A 20,542-nucleotide genomic window follows, 5' to 3' on the forward strand; every position below is an offset into this window, starting at 1 on the left:
CTTATTGATTTTGAAATGATTAGTCAGCAATGATGCTTACATATTTACGGCTTTTCTCGCCTTTCACTTCAAATTTAACTTTACCGTCTGCAGTTGCAAATAAAGTGTGGTCTTTACCCATACCTACATTTGAACCCGCGTGGAATTTAGTACCACGTTGACGAACAATGATGCTACCTGCTAATACAGATTCACCACCGAAACGTTTAACACCAAGGCGTTTAGCTTCAGAATCACGACCGTTACGAGTTGAACCACCAGCTTTTTTAGTTGCCATCTTCTAGATCTCCTCTGAAATTATGCTTGAATCCCAGTGATTTTCACTTCTGTGAACCACTGACGATGACCTTGTTGTTTACGGCTGTGTTTACGACGACGGAACTTAACGATTTTAACTTTCTCGCCACGACCTTGTGCTACAACTTCAGCCACTACTTTTGCACCAGCAACTACCGGTGCACCGATTTTAACATCTTCGCCATTAACGACCATTAAAACTGAATCGAATTCAACTTTCTCACCAGTTGCGATTTCAAGTTTTTCTAAACGAACTACTTGACCCTCGCTTACACGGTGTTGTTTGCCGCCACTTTGGAAAACTGCGTACATATTTACTCCGCTATGTGCCATCTGCTTTTGCGTTTAGGCACTAAATTAATTCATAAAAATAGGGTTGCAATTCTACGGAAAAACATTAAAAAGAGCAAGCAGGATTTTAATAAAATCTTTAAAAATTTGTGTTCCTGCTTTTTAGCCCAATTATTTTGATCTTTTTTCCGATTTCACAACCCCAAAGACCGTTATTTTAGTTCAACCGCATATTCTTCCAGTTTTGGCATTTCTTTGACTAAGCCTTGCGATTTTAAAAATTCTGCCATTCTAGTGTAACGATGAGCATCTAATGCTCTAGGACGATGTGCAAGACGTGGTAAAGTATCAGCCCACGCTCGGCGATTTAATTCATTATTTAGTTCTTGTGGTTTATAACTGACAAACTCTTCCCACGCAGTTTGTGGGTGATTGAGCGTGTAGATGGTAGCTTTCTCTAAAGCGGTCAAAAAAGCAGAAAATTTTGCATCTTGTGCTTTGTCTTTATGAGCAACTAAAATCAATTCATCATAAGCAGGGACACCGTGTTCTTCAGGGAAGAAGGCTTTCCCTTTTTGATGTTCTAATGCAAGTTGATTTAGCTCGAAATTACGAAAAGCCCCAATTACCGCATCAACTTGCCCTGAAAGTAATGAGGGCGATAGCGACCAGTTCACATTAATCAGCTCAACATCATTTTCTTTCAAATCAACCGAAGAGAGCATTGCTTTAAGTAACGCATCTTCAAATCCGCTAACGGAATAGCCAATCTTCTTACCTTTCAGATCGGCAATGGTATTGATCTTGCCGTTATCCAGCACGACAAGACTATTCAGAGGAGTGGCAACCAATGTACCTATACGGCTTAGAGGCAAGCCTTGTGCCACTTGTTGTTGAAGTTGCGGCTGATAATCCACCGCTAAATCTGCCTTACCTGCGGCGACTAATTTGGGTGGCATAGAAGGATCAGCCGGTTCAATAATTTCAACCTCCAAACCTTGTTCGGCAAAATAACCTTTCTGCTGTGCCACAATAATGGCAGCGTGGTCAGGGTTTACAAACCAATCTAGCATTAGGCTGATTTTTTCTTTTGCCATAACGTTGTTGGCTGAAAGTAGAGCCGCAACAGCAAATAAAGTACGATGAAGTTTCATAAATGTCTCCTTTTTAGTTAACTTAAATCCAGCCCCATTTGCCAAAATGCGGCTTCCATACGACTGGCAGTATTGAAAATTTGTTGTAATTCAGCTTTTTGTGTTTCGTTTAAAGGTTCATAGAGTTTAGCCAGATAATCAGAAAGTTCTTGGCTATCTTGCTGAAATTCATTTGAAGCATAAGTATCAATCCAACTCTGATAAGGATTATTCGCCACAGAATATGGAGCAATACGGCGAGCAATTTCAGCATAGCCAATCGTACAAGGAGCAAGAGCGGTATAAAGCTCTGCTAATCCGCCTTTCATTCCGCAATCTAAAACATAACGAGTGTAGGCAACACAAGCTGGAGATTCTTCTGTTGCAAAAAGTTCTTCCTCTTTAATGCCCCATTGCTTGCAATAATCAATGTGTAATTGAATTTCGCGCAGTAATCCTTCATTCATTTTTTGGGCGAAATAAATATCTTCAAACCGTTCAGCCTTGAAAATACCGAGTGAAATTGCTCGGCTATATTGAAACAAAAAACGATAATCTTGCTTTAAATAGTGTTGAAAACAGTGTTTAGGTAACGTGCCATTAGCAAGTTGTTTCACAAAATCGTGATCGATATAATCAAGCCAATATTGCCCTGCTTTTTCGGTAAGTCGTTGAATAATAGACATAAATTCTCCTTTTTATTAATGTAAATGTGCAGCCCAAGGTACAAGGTGTTTAAGTAATTTATCGGTAACAAAGTAGAGCAATAACGCAATCACAATCAAAATAAAAAGAGCGGCAAACATCAAGTCTGTCTGCATACGAGCGTTAGCGTGGAGCATTAAGTAGCCTAAACCTTGTGATGAACCTACCCATTCCCCCACAATCGCCCCAATAGGTGCAACTGACACTGCAATGCGTAAACCTGAAGCCAGTGATGGCAAAGCAGCAGGGAGCTGAACTTTAAATAACATTGCAATAGGTGAAATCTCTAAGGTTTTTGCCAAATCCAACCAAGTTTTTGGTGTATTGCGTAACCCATCAAAACAGGCAGCAGTTACAGGGAAGTAAATAATCAGTACCGTCATCACAATTTTGGAAGCAAGCCCATAGCCAAACCACAGTACGAGAAGTGGTGCTATAGCAAACACAGGAATAGCTTGAGAAATAACAAGCAAAGGCAATAAGAATTTAGACAACTGCTTATAGCGAGTCAGTAACAATGCTGAGCCTAACCCGAACAAAAAGCCAAGCAGCAAGCCTAACACAATTTCCAATAACGTGATTTGGGCGTGAGTAGCAAGAAGCGGAGCATTTTCAATTAACTTTTGCCAAACCGTAAGCGGTGAAGGCAACATATAAGCAGGCATTCCACCAAAACTAACCGCCCCTTGCCACAATAAAAGCAAGCAAAATGTAATCACAAGCGGTCGAAAAAGTGGCATTTTTTGCAAAAAGGAACGCATTACTCTCCTCCGCCGGTTAATTCATTAAATAATTGTTGCTGTAATACCCATTGCCGGTGATTGTTAAGTTCTCGTGGTCTGTCGCCTTCTAGGGCAATAGTTAGAGCAATTTCAGCAGGTTGATGACGTAAAATGCGAATTTCATCGCTTACACGAATTGCTTCCTGCGGATCGTGCGTAATCAACAACACCGTTTTATCTCGCAACAGCTCAACGGCAAGGGCTTGTAATTGATGGCGAGTTACTGCATCAAGAGCGGAGAATGGCTCATCCATTAAAATGAGATTTGCCTCTTGCATTAACGTGCGAGCTAACGCCACTCGTTGCCGCTGACCGCCCGAAAGTTGATAACAACGCTTATGCAAATGTTCACCTAGCCCGACTTGCTCAAGCAGGCTTATCGCTTTTTCTTGACTTTCTGCTGATTTTTGACCACTTAAATGAGCCTGTAACTGAACGTTGTCAATCATTGATAACCACGGATAAAGCGAGTCGGTTTGAGCTAACCACGCAATACGAGTGTTGGGGTCAAAAGAGATTTCGCCCGTTTGTATCGCTTCGCTTTCTAATCCTGCAATAATGCGTAAAAGTGTTGATTTTCCAACACCGCTTGCTCCTAACATACTGGTCCAACTTCCTTTTTTAAGTTGAAAATTGAAATGTTGAAATAGCACTTGCTCGCCAAATGTTAAGCAAAGATTGCGGATTTCAATGTGCATAATGCCTCCAAATCAACGATTTAGAGTAAGGCAAGAAACGCGTGAAAAAGACGAAAGAATAGAGATAGGGATTGAGTTTGGCATCATTAGTTTCCTACGGCAGTATTAACTGAATCAGGTTCACGGGTATCATCTCAGCTGAAAACAGCACCCCGACTAAAATTAGCTCAAGTCTAAGAAAATTTAGCCCGATATGCAAATGCTTTCTGAAATTATTCTTTTTGAAGACGGCTGATTTAGGGTAGAATGTAGAGCAAATTTTACCTAATCAGATGGAAACAAATGGCTACGCAATTAACTCTCGAACAAATTCAAGCCCTTGCAAATGAAGATATGCAAGCGGTAAACGCAGAAATTTTGGCTCAACTTAATTCGGAAGTCTTATTGATTAACCAGCTTGGGCATTACATTATCGCAGGCGGAGGCAAACGCATTCGCCTATTAATTTCAGTGCTTGCAGCCCGTGCGTTAGGTTATCAAGGTAAAAAACATATTACAGCGGCGGCTTTTATTGAGTTTGTACATACGGCAACACTTTTACACGATGATGTGGTGGACGAATCCGACAAACGTCGTGGGCGAGATACTGCAAATGCGGTGTTTGGCAATGCAGCAAGCGTGTTAGTGGGCGATTATATCTACACTCGTTCTTTTCAAATGATGACGGATTTAGACTCGCTTCGTGTATTAAAAGTAATGTCTTCGGCAACCAATGCGTTGGCAGAAGGTGAAGTTCAGCAATTAATGAATGTGAACGACCCAAACACCACAGAAGCAAACTATATGCGTGTGATTTACAACAAAACCGCACGTTTGTTTGAAGCTGCGACTCAATGTGTGGCAATTGCCGCACAAGCAAGCGAAGAAATCGAAAACGGCTTAAAAGATTACGGTTGTTATTTAGGCACGGCATTCCAACTTATTGATGATATTTTAGACTACTCCGCCCAAAGTGAAAGTTTAGGCAAAAATGTAGGCGATGACTTTGTAGAAGGCAAACCAACGCTTCCGCTCTTACACGCAATGCACGCAGCGGAAAAAGCAAGCAAAACCGCTCAAGTGGAGCTGATCCGCAATGCAATTGAAAACGGTGGTGAATTGGAGCAAATTCCAGACGTTTTAGCCATTATGACGGAACACAAATCTCTCGACTACGCAATGCAAAAAGCCCGTGAAGAAGCCCAAAAAGCGGTCGATGCGTTAGCGGTATTGCCTGAAAGTGAATACAAACAGGCATTGATTTCACTGGCGTATTTGTCGGTAGATCGCTCTTATTAATTTGCAAAAAATCGGAAAAATTTAACCACTTGTAGGGGCGGGTTCTGTGCCCGCCCTAATATTTACGATAATTTATGGGTGGCACAGAACCCGCTCCTACGAAAAATGACAGAACAAAACCAACAACCCCAAGAACATATTGAAAGCGTGCGTGCTAGACGCAGAGCTCAACAAAGTAAAAAAGACCCGAACGCCCCGTTTGTACGTGAGAAATTAGAACTACCAAACGGACACAACAAGCTGCTGTTGCACTCTTGCTGTGCCCCTTGTTCGGGCGAAGTGATGGAAGCAATTCACGCCTCCGGCATCGAATTTACCATCTATTTCTATAACCCGAACATCCACCCACTCAAAGAGTATCTCATTCGCAAGGAAGAGAATATCCGCTTTGCTGAAAAGTGGGGTATTCCGTTTATCGATTTAGATGACGACTACGAAAATGACCGCAAAGAGTGGTTTAAAAAAGCTAAAGGTATGGAATGGGAACCTGAACGAGGCATTCGTTGCACAATGTGCTTCGATATGCGTTTTGAAAAAGCAGCGGAATACGCCCACAACAACGGCTTCCCGGTCTTTACCAGTTGCTTAGGTATTTCTCGCTGGAAAGATATGAACCAAATCAACGACTGCGGACACCGTGCCGCCGCCAAATTTGATGATGTGGTTTACTGGGATTACAACTGGCGTAAAGGCGGTGGTTCTCAGCGTATGATCGAAATCAGTAAGCGTGAACGCTTCTATCAGCAGGAATATTGCGGTTGCGTTTATTCCCTGCGTGATAGCAACAAATGGCGATTAGAAACAGGGCGTGAGCGGATTGAAATCGGCAAGCTTTATTACTCGCCGGATTAATTTAAACGTAGGGGCGAATGGCAATTCGCCCTTACAAGCGATCAGATTTCACCAAAAATTTGCAAGATTACATCGTAGGGGCACATTGCAATTTGCCCCTACAGGTTACAATTTAAAAGAGGAATAAAAAATGTCAAAATTCGCTATGGTTTTTCCCGGTCAAGGCTCACAAGCTATCGGAATGCTTGCAGACCTTGCTACACAATATCCAATCGTAGAAGAAACCTTCAAACAAGCAAGTGATGTGCTTAGCTATGATTTATGGGATTTAGTTCAAAACGGCACAGCGGAAGAATTAGGGCAAACTCAACGCACTCAACCTGCTTTATTAGCCGCATCGGTGGCGATTTTCCGTGTATGGCAAGAAAAATACCCTGAATTAAAACCGTCTGTAATGGCAGGTCATAGCTTGGGAGAATACTCTGCCCTAGTTTGTGCCGGCGTGTTAAACTTCCAAGATGCCATCAAATTAGTTGAATTACGTGGTAACGCAATGCAAGAAGCCGTGCCGGCAGGCAGTGGTGCAATGTATGCGATTATCGGTTTAGACAATGAAGCGATTATCAAGGCGTGCGAACAAGCCGCAACTGAAACAGGTGAAATTGTTTCAGCGGTAAACTTTAACTCGCCGGGTCAAGTGGTGATTGCCGGTACAAAAGCGGCAGCAGAAAAAGCAGGTGAATTATGCAAAGCTTCTGGGGCAAAACGTGCGTTACCACTAGCCGTAAGCGTGCCTTCACACTGTGCATTAATGAAACCGGCTGCGGAAAAATTAGCCGTAGCATTGCAAAATATCACGCTAAATCAACCGCTTGTACCTGTTATTAACAACGTGGATGTGGCAGTTGAAAGCGATGCAGATACCATCCGCAACGCACTTGTTCGTCAGCTTTATAGCCCCGTGCGTTGGACAGAAACCGTTGAAAAAATGGCACAAGACGGCATCACAACGCTTTATGAAATCGGTCCAAACAAAGTATTAACCGGTTTAACAAGCCGTGTTGTGAAAGAGTTATCAGCACAAGCGGTAAATGATGTTGCCAGCCTTGAGGCAGTTCAAGCCTAATTTCAATGAGCAATAAAATGAGCAAAGAAACTTTATTTATGCTGTTCAGTGTATTGATTGCCTTAGTCATAGTGCCTGCCAGCTATATGTTTAGTAATGTCGATCCGCTTGAAAGTAGTTCCATATTTAAACAATTTGGTATGCTTTCGGTTGCCGCTGCTTGCTCATTTTTAGCTTACTTTTTGGCTATCAATCCGAAAATTCGCCGAGCGTTTATTGGCGGAGCCGCACTTACTACCGCGGTTATTCAAGCGTGGGCTATTTATGGTGTGCTGTTAAGCGAGGGCGATCCTAAAGGTGCGGTCGTTTTATTTCAAATTTATTTATTAAGTAGTTTAGGATTATTGATAGTCTCAACAATATGGGCGTTTGCTCGCCCACGTTGGATTTATCCACAGCAAGGTTCAGCAGTTAAATATGCGTTATTCGGTGGTTCAACCACTGTGATAAACTACTTTATTATTCTTTTTATTTTTTATATTTTAACGCTTTAATCGTCTTTTATAGGAGAATGTATGAGCAAAATCGCATTAGTTACAGGTGCAACTCGTGGTATCGGCAAAGCAATTGCCGAAGAATTAGTCGCAAAAGGCTATACCATTATTGGTACAGCAACCTCTGAAAAAGGTGCGGAGTCTATTTCTGCTTACTTAGGCGAAAATGGCAAAGGTTTAGTGCTAAACGTGGCAGATGCAGAATCTATTGATTCTGTGTTAAAACAGATTAAAGAAACCTTTGGTGATGTGGATGTGTTAGTGAATAACGCAGGCATCACCCGTGATGGTTTATTAATGCGTATGAAAGATGATGATTGGTTCGATATCATTCAAACTAACCTTACATCAGTTTATCGTTTGTCTAAAGCTGTTTTACGACCAATGATGAAAAAAGGCGGTCGTATCATCAGCATTGGTTCTGTAGTTGGCTCAATGGGTAATCCGGGGCAAACTAACTATTGTGCGGCAAAAGCAGGCTTAGTTGGTTTCTCTAAATCACTTGCGAAAGAAGTCGCAAGCCGTGGCATTACGGTAAACGTCGTTGCACCGGGCTTTATCGCAACGGATATGACCGATGAACTAAATGAAGATCAACGCAATGCAATCTTAAGTCAAATTCCGGCTGGCGAACTTGGCTCTCCACAAGATATTGCAAAAGCAGTGGCATTCTTAGCCTCAGATGATGCACGTTATATCAACGGCGAAACCATTCACGTGAATGGTGGGTTATATATGGGTTAATATTTCCTTTCTATTTTGTTAAAAGTCGGCAATTTGCCGACTTTTCTTTTCTAAAAACACATTTTTCCACAATATCAAGCGGTCTTTTTTTGCAAGAAGTTTGCAAATATGGCACAATTCTCCCCTTATTTTTTTAATGTCTTTCCTTTTTAATTTTTAAGTAGTAATTATTATGACTAAAAATACCTTCATCGTGGGCTTTATGCTCTTTGCGATTTTCTTTGGGGCGGGTAACTTAATTTTTCCGCCAAAACTCGGTTTAGATAGTGGCGTTGATTTTCTGCCTTCTATTATTGGCTTTGTGATTACCGGTGTAGGTTTGCCACTGCTCGGAATTGCCGTGAGCGGTTACTATCAAGGTGGTTACAAAGAAGCCTTGAGCAAAAATGTTCACCCTTATTTTTCTCTGCTATTTTTAATGGCAATTTATTTAACTATCGGACCATTCTTTGCCATTCCTCGTACAGGGGCAACGGCTTACCAAATGGCAGTTGTACCCTTTATTGGTGAAAGTAGCACAGTTTCTTTATTGATATTTACACTCGTTTATTACTTGATTGCGGTATGGTTCAGCTTAAACCCATCAACGGTAGTAGATAGAATCGGGGCAATTTTAACCCCTGTATTGTTAGTTGCGATTTTAGCATTAGTTGTTAAAGCGGTTATCTTATTAGGCGGAAATGAATTGCCTGTAGCAGCAACGAAAGCTGATCCTGAAACCCCTCTCTTTACAGGTATTGTTGAAGGTTATTTAACAATGGATGCTCTAGCCTCGATTACTTTCTCTGTGATTGTGATTAGTGCAATTAAGGCGAAAGGTATCGGCGGTAAAGACTTAATCAAGCAGACTTCAATGGCTGGGGTAATTGCAGCTATTGCATTAGCAGCAATTTACATTTCTCTTGCGTGGATTGGTAATCACTACCCGATTAGTGCAGAAACTCTCGCAGAGCTGAATGCAAAAGGTCAAAACATCGGTACATTTATTCTCAATAGTGTCGCAACTGATACCTTCGGTGAGTTTGGTCGTACGCTACTGGGCGTAATTGTAACGCTTGCCTGTTTAACCACTTCAATTGGGTTAATCGTAACCACAAGCGAATATTTCAATGAAGTATTCCCGAAAATTTCCTATAAAGTGTATGTATTGATTTTTACGCTTATTAGCTTTGGCATTGCTAATCAAGGCTTAGATTTTGTTATCTCAAAATCAGTGCCGGTGTTGTTAGTGCTATATCCGATTGCGATGACGGTTATCTTCCTAATGTTTATTAACATCTTTATTAGACTGCCATTACTGGCTCAACGCTTACCATTAGCACTGGTTACTATTGTGTCCATTTTATCCGTTGCCGGTGTAGAAGTGATAAACGCTCTGCCGTTGAAATCTATTTCAATGGAGTGGATTCCGTTTGCAATTGCAGGTACAGTAATTGGTTATCTATTTGGTAAAAAAGCCTAATTAACAACATTTAGGGTGCGTTTATAAACGCACCTTTTACTATAAGGAGTAAAAATGCCTGAATTACCCGAAGTTGAAACCAGCGTGCGAGGCATCAAGCCTTATTTAAAAGGGCAAACAATTAAGCAAATAATGGTCCGCCAACCCAAACTACGCTGGGCAGTTAGCCCTGAGCTGTCTCAAATGGAAAATGCAAAAATCGAAGCAGTAGAAAGACGGGCGAAATATCTTATTATCCGCACCGACAAAGGCGATATTTTAGTTCATCTAGGAATGTCCGGCTCACTTGGCATTTTGCAAGAAAACCAACAAAAAGAAATTGGCAAGCACGACCACGTCGATCTTATTACCCAAAACGGCACTGTTTTACGCTATAACGATCCTCGCAAATTCGGCTGCTGGCTATGGTCAGAAAAGGCTGAAAATCACGAACTACTACGTAAACTTGGACCTGAACCGCTTTCAGACGATTTCACACCCGATTATTTATTTGCAAAAAGTCGTAAAAAAACGACCGCTTGTAAAACCTTTATTATGACGAATGAAGTAGTTGTGGGCGTTGGAAATATCTATGCGTGCGAAAGTTTATTTATGGCTGGCATTCACCCTGAGCTTGCAGCACAAAATCTGACTAAAAAGCAATGCGAGCGTTTAGTGAAAACCATCAAAGAAGTGCTAACTAAAGCCATTATTCAAGGTGGCACAACGCTCAAAGATTTTGTCCAACCTGACGGCAAACCCGGCTATTTTGCTCAAGTGCTACAAGTATACGGACGAAAAGGGGAAGCCTGTAATGATTGTGGAAAACCCATTGAAACCAAAGTGATTGGGCAACGTAACACTTACTTCTGCCCGAAATGTCAGAAATTGCCTAAGTGATTTTGATTAATCGCTAATATAAAAAAGGTCATATTTGCAAAAAAACTTACAAATATGACCGCTTACTACTAAGGAACTATGAAAAAAATTATTTAGGATTAAAGATAACTTGCTACGTTAAATAATACGGCTTGTTTAGCTGCACTTAACTCATTTTTATGAGCCGCAGTATCTAACGAAGTAATTAATTTACCGATTAGAGTTGAACGAGCAGACACCATATCTCTTTCACGAGCATTATCTTGAGCATCATATTGATCTACAAAGCTCTCTTGTACTGTTCTTTTTGCATTTTGTGCGAATTCAGCTGCTTCATTCACTAACGTTTTAAAATTTGCAAGATTTTGCTCTGTTTGTAGATCAGCTAAACGACTTTTTAGTTGGTCAGCATAATAATCATAATTATCTTTTTTTACTTCAGTTAATTTATATGTCTTTCCTTCAATATCTACATATCGTTGAATAGTTGCCGCATTTGCTGTTGTAGTTAAAGCTGTACCAAGTAAAATTGTGCTGATTAATGTATTTAATTTCATTTAAAAAAATCCTCTATATATTATCTATTTGTTAAGTCAAACGACATCTTGTCGTTGATGTGGAGCATTATAGAGGTTAAAAATAAAATGATAATACACAAAAAAGTTGATAGACTATTAACCTTAAGTTATTAATTAAGGAAAACTATGCCAAAACGTGAAAATTATAATGATCTCTATGCGTTTCTATTAGTCGCCAATGAAAAAAACTTTAGCAGAGCAGCAAGCAAATTAGGGGTTTCATCTCCTGCACTCAGCAAAACAATTCGTTTATTAGAAAAACGGCTCGGTTTGCAACTATTTGTTAGAACAACAAGGCAGGTTACACTTACCCAAGCCGGGCAACAACTTTTTCGTACCGCTGAAAAAAGTTTTACTAAGCTCGACCAAGAATTAGATTCACTGGCTCATTACCGTGAAGCACCTAGCGGTTTAGTGAGAATTAATGCTGATTTACACACAGTTCAACAGCTATTGCTGCCTAAATTGGCTCATTTTAAAGAAAAATATCCTGAAATTCAGATTGAATTAATCGGAGCAAATCATTTTATCGATATTATTCAAGAAGGCTTTGATGCAGGAGTTCGATTAGGAAGTTATGTTGCTGAAGAGATGATCGCAGTCAAAATCACAGAGCCTATTAAAATGACGTTAGCTGCAACCCCAAACTATTTCACAATGCACGGCTTTCCAAAAGATCTTCAAGAGTTAGCACAATATCAATGTATTGGATATCGCCTAAGCAATAGAGAACTTTTTTCTTGGGAGTTTGAGGATAATGGCGAAAAAATTAAGCTTACCCCAAATTGCCGCTGGATTTTCAACAGTTCACAGTCTGCCAAAGATGCAGCTCTTTTGCATTTAGGCTTAGCATATTTGCCTGAACATTTAATAGAAACAGAGCTGGCAAGCGGTCAATTAATTTCTATTTTTAACCAAAGTTGCATCACCCTGCCACCTCTTTATCTGTACTATCCGCATCGTAATGTTTCACCTGCACTACGAGCGGTAATTGATACCCTAAAAATCGCCTAAGGGTAAAAATTACACCTGCAACCAAAACGTAACAGGTCCGTCATTTTGTAAGCTAACTTGCATATCTGCGGCAAACTGCCCTGTCTGGGTATGGATTTTAGTTGCTGCTTGTTGATGAAAATAGTCATATAAACGCTCTGCATCAATTGGGGCAGCTCCCTTTGAAAAACTTGGACGTAAACCTTTGTTCGTATCTGCCGCAAGGGTGAACTGCGAAACCACGAGTAGGCTACCGCCAGCTTGCTGAACATTCAAATTCATTTTGTCTTGCTCATCAGAAAACACTCGGTAATTCAGCACTTTTTCTAATAGCTTATCGGCTTTAGCTTCATCGTCATCTTTTTCAACGCCAAGCAGAACCAATAAACCGTGCTGAATTTCGCCAACGGCTTGCCCTTCAACCTCAACCTTTGCCCATTTAACCCGCTGAATTAATCCGATCATAAATATCCCTGTTTTCTTCCATCTCTTTTAATATTGCAGCGAACTGCCCACCTAATAATACAACTTGCCAGCTTAATTGAATCCACAATAGCATAATAGGTAACACAGCTAATGCTCCGTAAATCGCTTGGTAAGATGGGAACGCCGTGATATACCAAATAAAGGCTTGTTTACCCAAAGTAAAGAAAAAAGCAGCTAACAATGCTCCAATTGCTGCGTGCTTAAATTTCACCTTAGTAACCGGGATAAATTTATACACCAATGTAAACAACAACCAAATTAATAAAAACGGCATTAATTCTAATAAATGTTGCCCTAGCGACAATGCTCCTGAGCCATTAAAAACTGCCAGAGATGTAATGTAGGTCGTAATAGCAATACTTGCTCCGGCGAGTAATGGTCCAAATATTAAAATTAAGAAATAGAGCAAAAAAGAGAACCACATCGGTCTGCTCTTATTATTATGCCAAATGGTATTGAGGGCTTCATCAATGCTTTTAATCAGCATCAGAGCAACCACAAATAAACCAATAATACTGACGAGCCCCATTTTTTTTGCATTACCTACAAATAATTCAAGGTACTCAGATACCATCTCACTCGCATTAGGGGCGAAATTGTCATAAATAAAGGCTTTTAGCATTTCACTGGCTTCATAAAACACAGGGAAAAACGTAAAAATCGAAAACAACACAATGATTGACGGCACAATGGCAAGCATTGTACTGTAAGTAAGATAGCCCGCTGAAATTGCAATGTTATTTTCCGTATAACGCTTAGCGAGCAATTTAAGAAATTCTAAAATCCATTTCAACATATTATCCTCTAACTAAATAATCGCCTTCGCACACCCATTTATAAGTGGTTAATGCTTCAAGCCCCATTGGACCTCGTGCGTGTAATTTCTGCGTACTCACCGCCACTTCTGCCCCTAAGCCGAACTCGCCACCATCGGTAAAACGAGTGCTGGCGTTAATATAAACTGCTGCTGCATCAACTTGTTGTACGAACCGGCGAGCAATTTGGTAATCAGAGGTTAAAATGCTTTCCGAATGTTGTGATCCATAATGGCGAATATGCTCCACTGCTTGTTGTAAATCGTTTACCACGACCACATTAAGATCAAGGGATAACCACTCTTGACTGAGTTTTGCTTGATCAAGCGGTTCAATTCCATCAATTTTTTGCAAATCATCACTATGAATGGTTACGCCGAGCTGCTGCATTTTAGCGACTAATTTCGGTAAAAATTCCACAGCGATAGATTTCTCCACCAACAAGGTTTCTAATGTATTGCACGTACTTGGGCGTTGAGTTTTCGCATTTGCGATAACCTCTAACGATTTTTCTTGATCTGCCGTTTTCTCTACAAACAGATGACAAACCCCGATGCCGCCTACAATCACAGGAATAGTTGAATTTTCTTTGCAGAATTGATGTAACCCCGCACCGCCTCGAGGAATAACCATATCAATGTAGCGATCTAATTTCAGCAATTCTAACAGTAAACCACGATCCGGATCTGTTACTGCTTGCACCGCTAATTTCGGCAAACCTGCTTTTTCTAACGCATCTTGCACCACATCAACTAATACTGCATTGGTAAATTTGGTCTCTTTACCGCCACGTAAAATCACCGCATTGCCCGTTTTCAAGCAGAGCGAAGCGACATCAATAGTTACGTTCGGGCGAGCTTCATAAATGGTTAAAATCACACCCAGCGGCACACGTTGGCGTTCAATTTTTAAACCACTGTCTAACACGCCGCCATCAATCACTTGCCCGACCGGATCTGCCAATTTCGCTACGTTTCGCACATCATTTGCGATCCCTTTTAAGCGATCTTCATTGAGTAACAAGCGGTCGATAATCGCCAATGAAATGCCTTGTGATTGAGCAAATTCAATGTCTTTTGCATTCGCATATAAAATTTCGGTAGCACGCTGTTCAAGGCTATCTGCAATGGTAAGTAAAGCCTCATTTTTCTGACGGTTACCAAATTGTGCCAATTCAACGCTGGCTTGCTTGGCTTGTTGAGCAAGTTCTATCATCTGCATAAATTTGTTCTCATTTTGTTAATATTGCCATAATCTAACACGTTCTTTTGTATGAAGAAATATGCAAAAGTGAAGAAAATTAGATAAAATGGGCTAATTTGTGAGGTAAGTGAATTTTACGCTCGATCAGATCCCCCTCTTTAGCAAAGAGGGGTTAGGGGAGATTTGGCAGAAGTAATTATTACGCTCATACGAAATTTTAAAATCGTAATCAAATCTCCCCCTGCCCCTCTTTTCTAAAGAGGGGAGCTACTAATCAGGACAAAATATACTTTATCTCTTACTATATATAATCTAACTAAGTACTAAAAATGACAAACACTCCCCCTAAACAGCTCATCCACATTCTGCCTCCACAGCTAGCAAACCAAATTGCTGCAGGCGAGGTTGTAGAACGCCCTGCGTCTGTGGTGAAAGAACTGGTTGAAAACAGCCTTGATGCCGGGGCGAATAATATTCAAATTGATATTGAGAAAGGTGGCTCACAGCTAATCCGCATTCGAGATAACGGCTGCGGCATCAATAAGCAAGATCTGCCACTCGCACTCGCTCGCCACGCCACGAGCAAAATCAGCAGTTTGGAAGATTTGGAAGCCATTTTAAGTCTAGGCTTTAGGGGTGAGGCATTGGCGAGTATCAGCTCGGTTTCACGTTTAACTCTCACCTCTCGCACCGCAGAGCAAAGTGAAGCGTGGCAGGCTTACGCACAAGGGCGAGAAATGGCAGTGGAAATCCAACCTGCTTCGCACCCTATCGGCACAACAATTGAAGTCGCTAATCTGTTTTTCAACACACCGGCACGCCGTAAATTTTTACGCACCGATAAAACCGAGTTCGCCCATATTGACGAAGTTATCCGACGCATCGCCCTGGCTAAACCGAACGTGAGTTTTACCTTAAGCCACAATGGTAAAATCGTCCGCCAATATCGCAAAGTTGCCGATCAATCAGTAGAGCAAAAACAAAAACGGGTGGCAGCGATTTGTGGCGAGGAATTTATTCAAAACGCCAATTATATTGACTGGCAACACGGCGATTTGCACTTACACGGCTGGGTTGGCTCACCGATGCTTGCTCGTCCACAAAACGATCTTTGCTATAGCTATGTAAACGGGCGAATGATGCGAGACAAAACCATCAATCACGCAATCCGCCAAGCCTATGGCGAGAGCATTGCAACAGGAAACTACCCTGCGTTTGTGATTTTCTTAGATTTAGATCCTACAATGGTGGATGTAAACGTCCACCCGGCTAAACACGAAGTACGTTTCCATCAAGGAAGGCTGGTACACGATTTTATTTTACAAGGTGTCAGCAATAGTCTACAACAAGCACAGCCCACACTTGAACTACGGAACGAACTCAATGAGCCAATGCCGGCTTATGCGAAAGACACCAATCGCCAAGCAGCAGGGCAAAATGTATTTACACAGCCCAAAGAGCTAATACAAGCGGGCGAATTTTCACAACAAAATGCAAATCGCTCTACTCACTCGCCTTTTACGCCGAAATTTGAGCGAAGTAGTAGCTCTCAATCAGCTCAAAAATGGTATAACGAACTCCTGAGTGGTTCAGATATTCGAGCGGAAAAAGTAGAAAGAACCGCTGTTCAAATGCCAACATTTGAACCAAAAATGGAAACAAAACCCGAACCTGTTTTGCAAAAAATGGAGCAAATTACACCGCTTGCGACCAACCATTCTCAAGCCTTAGCTATTGTGAAAAACCAAGCGGTATTAATGAAAGGAGGGGACGATTTTTACTTAATTCCACTAGCAAAACTTGCCGAGCTAAAATTTACTTATCAACTCGGTAAAGGACAAGCCCAAGCCTTGCTCATTCCTCTTAACCTCACTTTAGATGAACCACAAACGGAACGCTGGCAACAATATAGGGAAGGATTATCAGAACTTGGCTTTTCGATTACCGAAAAACATTGGCAGGAGCAAACAAGGCTAACGCTTCTTTCCGTACCTCAAGCAGTGAGAGAGCAAAATCTGCAACAGCTACTCTTTGCATTATTCAACCAAACACAAGCGGTCAATTTAGCCGAATTTTTTGCAAAAAAATGCGAAATTCAAACCGCTTGTACGCTAAGTGAAGTGATTGCTCTGCTCTCAGAAATTGAACTCTATGCGAATGGGAAGAAAGAGATTGAAGCAATTAGGAAGGAAGTGGATTTTTCTAAATATTTATAAAGACTAAAGGGCAACTCTCGCCCTTTACCCAAATAAATTGGAATGACTACCTATTCTCAACAATTCTAATTTATCATCAATCTTTCGATAAATCAGCACTAAATCAGGCTGAATATGGCAATCCCGAAAACCTTTCCATTCACCTGTTAATGCGTGATCGCAATATTTCTCAGGTAATGGCTTATCGTTGATGAGAAAATAGAGTGCTTCAATCAGCGAAGAAGATAATGTATCAACGGCACACTTTTTATAGTCTCGTTTAAAAGCGTTACTATAACTCAATCTCTCGCATTAAGTTGCTCCATTAAATCAGCAATGTTTTTAGCCGGATTTAATTTTTCATCTCCATTTCTAACCGCTTTTAATACTTCTGCTGTTTCCACGTTAGGTTGATAGTCAAGCTGAAAACGTTTTTCCGTCGCAATTTTTGCTAATGTCATTCGCATAACATCAGAAACCGTTAAACCAATTCCGGCTAAAACTTCGCTTGCCTGCTCTTTAATTTCAGGGCTAATTCTTACACTAACTAATGCACTATTTGCCATAGAAAACCTCTTTTTGTATATCAAATGATATACAATATGATAGCATTTATAAAAATTAGTTCAATGAATAGTTTAATTTTATAACTATGTGGCTGAGCCTAAACTTAGGCTTAAATGTGCTATACTGATTTAAAAGAATTAACTATTCAGCTTAATAATAAAATGACTCAAAAACCCCTCGCCCTTTTTTTAATGGGTCCGACTGCCTCAGGCAAAACAGATTTAGCCATCGCTCTCAGACAGGAATTACCTGTTGAGGTAATTAGTGTGGATTCTGCCTTGATTTACAAAGGAATGGACATTGGTACAGCAAAACCAAGCAAAGCAGAACTGGCTCTTGCCCCACATCGTTTAATTGATATTTTAGACCCTACGGAAAGTTATTCGGCGATGAACTTCCACGCCGATGCGTTGCGTGAAATGGCAGAGATTACCGCTCAGGGAAAAATTCCGCTCTTGGTGGGCGGCACAATGCTCTATTACAAAGCGTTGCTGGAAGGACTTTCACCGTTGCCATCTGCCGATCCAACTATTCGTGCCGAGATTGAAGCGAGAGCCGAGCAACACGGCTGGGCAGCGTTGCATCAGGAATTAGCGAACATCGACCCTGTTGCAGGGGCAAGAATTAACCCAAACGACAGCCAACGGATTAACCGAGCGTTAGAGGTGTTTTACATCACCGGCAAAACGATGACGGAACTCACCGCCCAACAAGGCGAAGCGTTGCCGTATAATATTCTGCAATTTGCAATTGCTCCTGAAGATCGGGCAGTGTTACACCAACGTATTGAGCAACGTTTCCACAAAATGATTGACTTGGGCTTTGAAGAGGAGGTCAAGCGGTTATTTTTACGTGAAGATTTGCATATTAATCTGCCGTCAATTCGTTGCGTGGGCTATCGCCAAATGTGGGAATATTTACAAGGCGATATCTCTCTTGATGAAGCGATTTTCAAAGGCATTTGTGCCACACGCCAACTGGCAAAGCGACAAATTACTTGGCTTCGAGGCTGGCAAGGTGAGCTAACGTGGTTAGATACTCTAGATCCGACCAGCTCCAAAACAAAAATGGTTGAAAAGATCGATCATTATTTAAATAATTGTGATAATATTTAGTTCGTGGCGTGCCTAAACTTAAATAAGTTTTCACTCAATTTGAAGTATCTGCACACACCTTAGAACTTATATCATAATTTGCTGTCCTAACATCAACACACAACAATAAAAAGGAAAGATAAAATGGCAAAAGGTCAATCTTTACAAGATCCATATTTGAATGCACTTCGTCGTGAGCGTATTCCTGTTTCAATTTATTTAGTTAACGGCATTAAATTACAAGGTCAAATTGAGTCTTTTGATCAATTCGTGATTTTACTTAAAAATACAGTAAGCCAAATGGTGTATAAGCACGCCATTTCAACGGTTGTGCCTGCTCGTGCGTTATCGCATAACAACAATAACAACCAAAACCAGCACACTCAAGCTGCAACAGAAGCGGCTGAACAAACGGAATAATCACATTATCAATCAAAAAATGTTAAACGAATCATTGCCAAACTCAGAAGAATATTCTGCGTTTGGCTTTGCTTTATCTGAAGCAAACCCAATTTCAGAAATTAAAGCCCCCATAGAAAACAACCGAGACAAAGCAATTCTTGTCCACCTCTATCTTGGACAACATAAAGATGTCGAAAATCTACTTGAGTTTCAAACATTGGCAGAGTCTGCTGGTGTTGAAGTGCTGGCGACCCTAACTACAACTCGTCAAAGCCCACATATCAAATATTATGTCGGGCAAGGCAAAGCGGAAGAAATTGCTGAAGCCGTAGAGCAATTAGAGGCAACCGTGGTATTAGTCAATCATCAGCTAAGCCCTGCACAAACCCGAAATTTACAATCATTATGCGGCTGCCGAGTGGTAGATAGAACAGGTTTGATCCTCGATATTTTCGCCCAGCGAGCCAGATCGCACGAGGGGAAACTACAGGTAGAACTAGCACAGCTTCGCCATTTATCAACTCGCCTGGTTCGCCGTGTAACCAATCAAGATCAACAAAAAGGTGGTTCTGTCGGGCTACGAGGTCCGGGTGAAACTCAGCTGGAAACGGATCGCCGTTTGATCAAAGTGCGAATTCAGCAACTTTTAAGCCGTTTGGAAAAAGTCAGCAAGCAACGAAATCAAAATCGGAAAACGCGTCAAAAAGCGGATATTCCAACTGTCTCTCTTGTTGGCTATACCAATGCAGGCAAATCTACCCTATTTAATGCCATTACCCAAGCGGGTGTTTATGCTGCCGATCAACTGTTTGCGACACTTGATCCAACCTTACGCCGCATTCAAGTACAAGATGTTGGCACAACAATTCTCGCCGATACGGTGGGTTTTATTCGTTTTCTGCCACACGATTTAGTCTCTGCGTTCAAATCTACCTTACAAGAAACCACAGAAGCGACATTGCTCCTACACGTTATTGATGGTTCAGACGATCGCAAAAATGAAAATATTGATGCGGTAAATCAAGTGCTTGATGAAATTGAAGCATTGGACATTCCAACATTGTTAGTCTTTAATAAAATAGATAAGTTAGAGGGAATTGAGCCACATATCGAACGTAATGATGATGGCACAGCGATTGCGGTTTATCTCTCAGCTCAAAAAAATCAAGGCATTGAGCTCTTATTCCAAGCCATACAAGAAAGACTACGAAGCAATTTAGTGCGTGAAACACTCTTGCTCCCTGTTACTGCCGGTGCAATTTACGCCCAGTTTAAAGCAGAAAATTGCATTAAAGCTGAAAATTTCAATGATTTCGGCGAGCGAATTGTGCAAATTGAAGTGAACGAAGTACAGTGGCATAAATGGCTAAAACACTTCCCCAAATTGACGGAATATGCCGAATTGGCAAAATGGGATAATTAACTCTTCTTAACGACAAGCGGTTATTTTTTACTGGGAAATTGTAAAATCCATTTGCAAAACAACAGTAAAAAATAACCGCTTGTTTTCTTATCTATACGTAAAAATAAAGCCCTTCTCTTTCGAGAA

General features: G+C 41.0%; 24 protein-coding genes and 1 riboswitch. Of the genes, 12 read left to right on the forward strand and 12 right to left on the reverse strand.

What is annotated here, in order from left to right:
* Positions 1-19: 19 nt before the first annotated feature.
* The 6 genes from rpmA to X781_RS10300 form a co-directional block, all read right to left on the reverse strand.
* Entirely contained in the window at positions 20-277 is a 258-nt protein-coding gene (rpmA, locus tag X781_RS10275) for a 50S ribosomal protein L27 (RefSeq protein WP_006249511.1), read from the reverse strand.
* 20 nt (positions 278-297) lie between these two features.
* On the reverse strand, positions 298-609 hold the full coding sequence (gene rplU / locus X781_RS10280) for a 50S ribosomal protein L21 (protein WP_025218095.1): 312 nt from the start codon (positions 607-609) through the stop codon (positions 298-300).
* Between the two features lie 191 nt (positions 610-800).
* Entirely contained in the window at positions 801-1,742 is a 942-nt protein-coding gene (locus X781_RS10285; protein WP_025236784.1) for an ABC transporter substrate-binding protein, read from the reverse strand.
* Positions 1,743-1,759: 17 nt separating this feature from the next.
* Positions 1,760-2,407 (reverse strand): thiaminase II, encoded by a 648-nt coding sequence (gene tenA / locus X781_RS10290; RefSeq protein ID WP_038644043.1) that lies wholly within the window; start codon positions 2,405-2,407, stop codon positions 1,760-1,762.
* Positions 2,408-2,422: 15 nt separating this feature from the next.
* Complete coding sequence (locus tag X781_RS10295) at positions 2,423-3,187, reverse strand: ABC transporter permease (protein ID WP_038644045.1); 765 nt, start codon at positions 3,185-3,187, stop codon at positions 2,423-2,425.
* Positions 3,187-3,906 (reverse strand): ABC transporter ATP-binding protein, encoded by a 720-nt coding sequence (locus X781_RS10300; RefSeq protein ID WP_025236787.1) that lies wholly within the window; start codon positions 3,904-3,906, stop codon positions 3,187-3,189. Before X781_RS10300 ends, X781_RS10295 begins: the two co-directional genes overlap by 1 nt.
* 74 nt (positions 3,907-3,980) lie before the next feature.
* A riboswitch (TPP riboswitch) is annotated at positions 3,981-4,071 on the reverse strand.
* A gap of 117 nt (positions 4,072-4,188) precedes the next feature.
* On the opposite strand from X781_RS10300, the gene ispB reads away from it, so the two are divergent.
* The 7 genes from ispB (at position 4,189) to mutM (ending at position 10,681) form a co-directional block, all read left to right on the forward strand.
* On the forward strand, positions 4,189-5,184 hold the full coding sequence (gene ispB, locus X781_RS10305) for an octaprenyl diphosphate synthase (protein WP_025236788.1): 996 nt from the start codon (positions 4,189-4,191) through the stop codon (positions 5,182-5,184).
* 105 nt (positions 5,185-5,289) lie between these two features.
* Complete coding sequence (locus tag X781_RS10310) at positions 5,290-6,036, forward strand: epoxyqueuosine reductase QueH (RefSeq protein ID WP_025236789.1); 747 nt, start codon at positions 5,290-5,292, stop codon at positions 6,034-6,036.
* 130 nt (positions 6,037-6,166) lie between these two features.
* On the forward strand, positions 6,167-7,102 hold the full coding sequence (gene fabD / locus X781_RS10315; RefSeq protein ID WP_025236790.1) for an ACP S-malonyltransferase: 936 nt from the start codon (positions 6,167-6,169) through the stop codon (positions 7,100-7,102).
* Between the two features lie 17 nt (positions 7,103-7,119).
* Positions 7,120-7,596 carry a hypothetical protein gene (locus X781_RS10320; protein ID WP_025236791.1) on the forward strand — a complete coding sequence of 159 codons (477 nt, stop codon included), beginning with the start codon at positions 7,120-7,122 and terminating at the stop codon, positions 7,594-7,596.
* Positions 7,597-7,617: 21 nt separating this feature from the next.
* Positions 7,618-8,340, forward strand: coding sequence for a 3-oxoacyl-ACP reductase FabG (gene fabG / locus X781_RS10325; RefSeq protein ID WP_025236792.1), 723 nt, complete (start codon positions 7,618-7,620; stop codon positions 8,338-8,340).
* A 172-nt stretch (positions 8,341-8,512) separates the two neighbouring features.
* On the forward strand, positions 8,513-9,802 hold the full coding sequence (gene brnQ, locus X781_RS10330; protein ID WP_025236793.1) for a branched-chain amino acid transport system II carrier protein: 1,290 nt from the start codon (positions 8,513-8,515) through the stop codon (positions 9,800-9,802).
* A gap of 54 nt (positions 9,803-9,856) precedes the next feature.
* Positions 9,857-10,681: a bifunctional DNA-formamidopyrimidine glycosylase/DNA-(apurinic or apyrimidinic site) lyase gene (gene mutM, locus X781_RS10335; protein ID WP_025236794.1), complete on the forward strand. Its 825-nt coding sequence runs from the start codon at positions 9,857-9,859 to the stop codon at positions 10,679-10,681.
* Between the two features lie 98 nt (positions 10,682-10,779).
* Here the strand turns inward: mutM and X781_RS10340 are convergent, their stop codons facing one another.
* On the reverse strand, positions 10,780-11,217 hold the full coding sequence (locus tag X781_RS10340) for a hypothetical protein (RefSeq protein ID WP_025236795.1): 438 nt from the start codon (positions 11,215-11,217) through the stop codon (positions 10,780-10,782).
* 147 nt (positions 11,218-11,364) lie between these two features.
* On the opposite strand from X781_RS10340, the gene X781_RS10345 reads away from it, so the two are divergent.
* Positions 11,365-12,252, forward strand: coding sequence for a LysR family transcriptional regulator (locus X781_RS10345; protein WP_025236796.1), 888 nt, complete (start codon positions 11,365-11,367; stop codon positions 12,250-12,252).
* Positions 12,253-12,261: 9 nt separating this feature from the next.
* Here the strand turns inward: X781_RS10345 and dtd are convergent, their stop codons facing one another.
* The 3 genes from dtd to proA are packed head-to-tail and all read right to left on the reverse strand — an operon-like array spanning position 12,262 to position 14,753.
* Positions 12,262-12,696 (reverse strand): D-aminoacyl-tRNA deacylase, encoded by a 435-nt coding sequence (gene dtd, locus X781_RS10350; protein WP_025236797.1) that lies wholly within the window; start codon positions 12,694-12,696, stop codon positions 12,262-12,264.
* Positions 12,671-13,513 (reverse strand): virulence factor BrkB family protein, encoded by an 843-nt coding sequence (locus X781_RS10355; RefSeq protein WP_025236798.1) that lies wholly within the window; start codon positions 13,511-13,513, stop codon positions 12,671-12,673. The genes dtd and X781_RS10355 overlap by 26 nt, the downstream gene beginning before the upstream one ends.
* Position 13,514: 1 nt before the next feature.
* Entirely contained in the window at positions 13,515-14,753 is a 1,239-nt protein-coding gene (proA, locus tag X781_RS10360; protein ID WP_025236799.1) for a glutamate-5-semialdehyde dehydrogenase, read from the reverse strand.
* A 311-nt stretch (positions 14,754-15,064) separates the two neighbouring features.
* Between proA and mutL the strand changes: the two genes are divergently transcribed.
* Complete coding sequence (gene mutL / locus X781_RS10365) at positions 15,065-16,951, forward strand: DNA mismatch repair endonuclease MutL (protein ID WP_025236800.1); 1,887 nt, start codon at positions 15,065-15,067, stop codon at positions 16,949-16,951.
* A gap of 24 nt (positions 16,952-16,975) precedes the next feature.
* Here the strand turns inward: mutL and X781_RS12105 are convergent, their stop codons facing one another.
* Both X781_RS12105 and X781_RS10370 read right to left on the reverse strand, forming a co-directional pair.
* Positions 16,976-17,233, reverse strand: a complete 258-nt coding sequence (locus X781_RS12105; RefSeq protein WP_081732122.1) for a type II toxin-antitoxin system YafQ family toxin — start codon at positions 17,231-17,233, stop codon at positions 16,976-16,978.
* Entirely contained in the window at positions 17,230-17,496 is a 267-nt protein-coding gene (locus tag X781_RS10370) for a type II toxin-antitoxin system RelB/DinJ family antitoxin (RefSeq protein ID WP_025236801.1), read from the reverse strand. The genes X781_RS12105 and X781_RS10370 overlap by 4 nt, the downstream gene beginning before the upstream one ends.
* 162 nt (positions 17,497-17,658) lie before the next feature.
* Between X781_RS10370 and miaA the strand changes: the two genes are divergently transcribed.
* The 3 genes from miaA (at position 17,659) to hflX (ending at position 20,416) form a co-directional block, all read left to right on the forward strand.
* Positions 17,659-18,612 carry a tRNA (adenosine(37)-N6)-dimethylallyltransferase MiaA gene (gene miaA, locus X781_RS10375; RefSeq protein ID WP_025236802.1) on the forward strand — a complete coding sequence of 318 codons (954 nt, stop codon included), beginning with the start codon at positions 17,659-17,661 and terminating at the stop codon, positions 18,610-18,612.
* 123 nt (positions 18,613-18,735) lie between these two features.
* Entirely contained in the window at positions 18,736-19,011 is a 276-nt protein-coding gene (hfq, locus tag X781_RS10380) for an RNA chaperone Hfq (protein WP_025236803.1), read from the forward strand.
* A 19-nt stretch (positions 19,012-19,030) separates the two neighbouring features.
* Positions 19,031-20,416 (forward strand): ribosome rescue GTPase HflX, encoded by a 1,386-nt coding sequence (gene hflX, locus X781_RS10385; protein ID WP_025236804.1) that lies wholly within the window; start codon positions 19,031-19,033, stop codon positions 20,414-20,416.
* The last annotated feature ends 126 nt before the right edge of the window (positions 20,417-20,542 follow it).

The sequence above is a fragment of the Mannheimia sp. USDA-ARS-USMARC-1261 genome, from assembly GCF_000521605.1.
Classification (GTDB): Bacteria; Pseudomonadota; Gammaproteobacteria; order Enterobacterales; family Pasteurellaceae; genus Mannheimia; species Mannheimia indoligenes.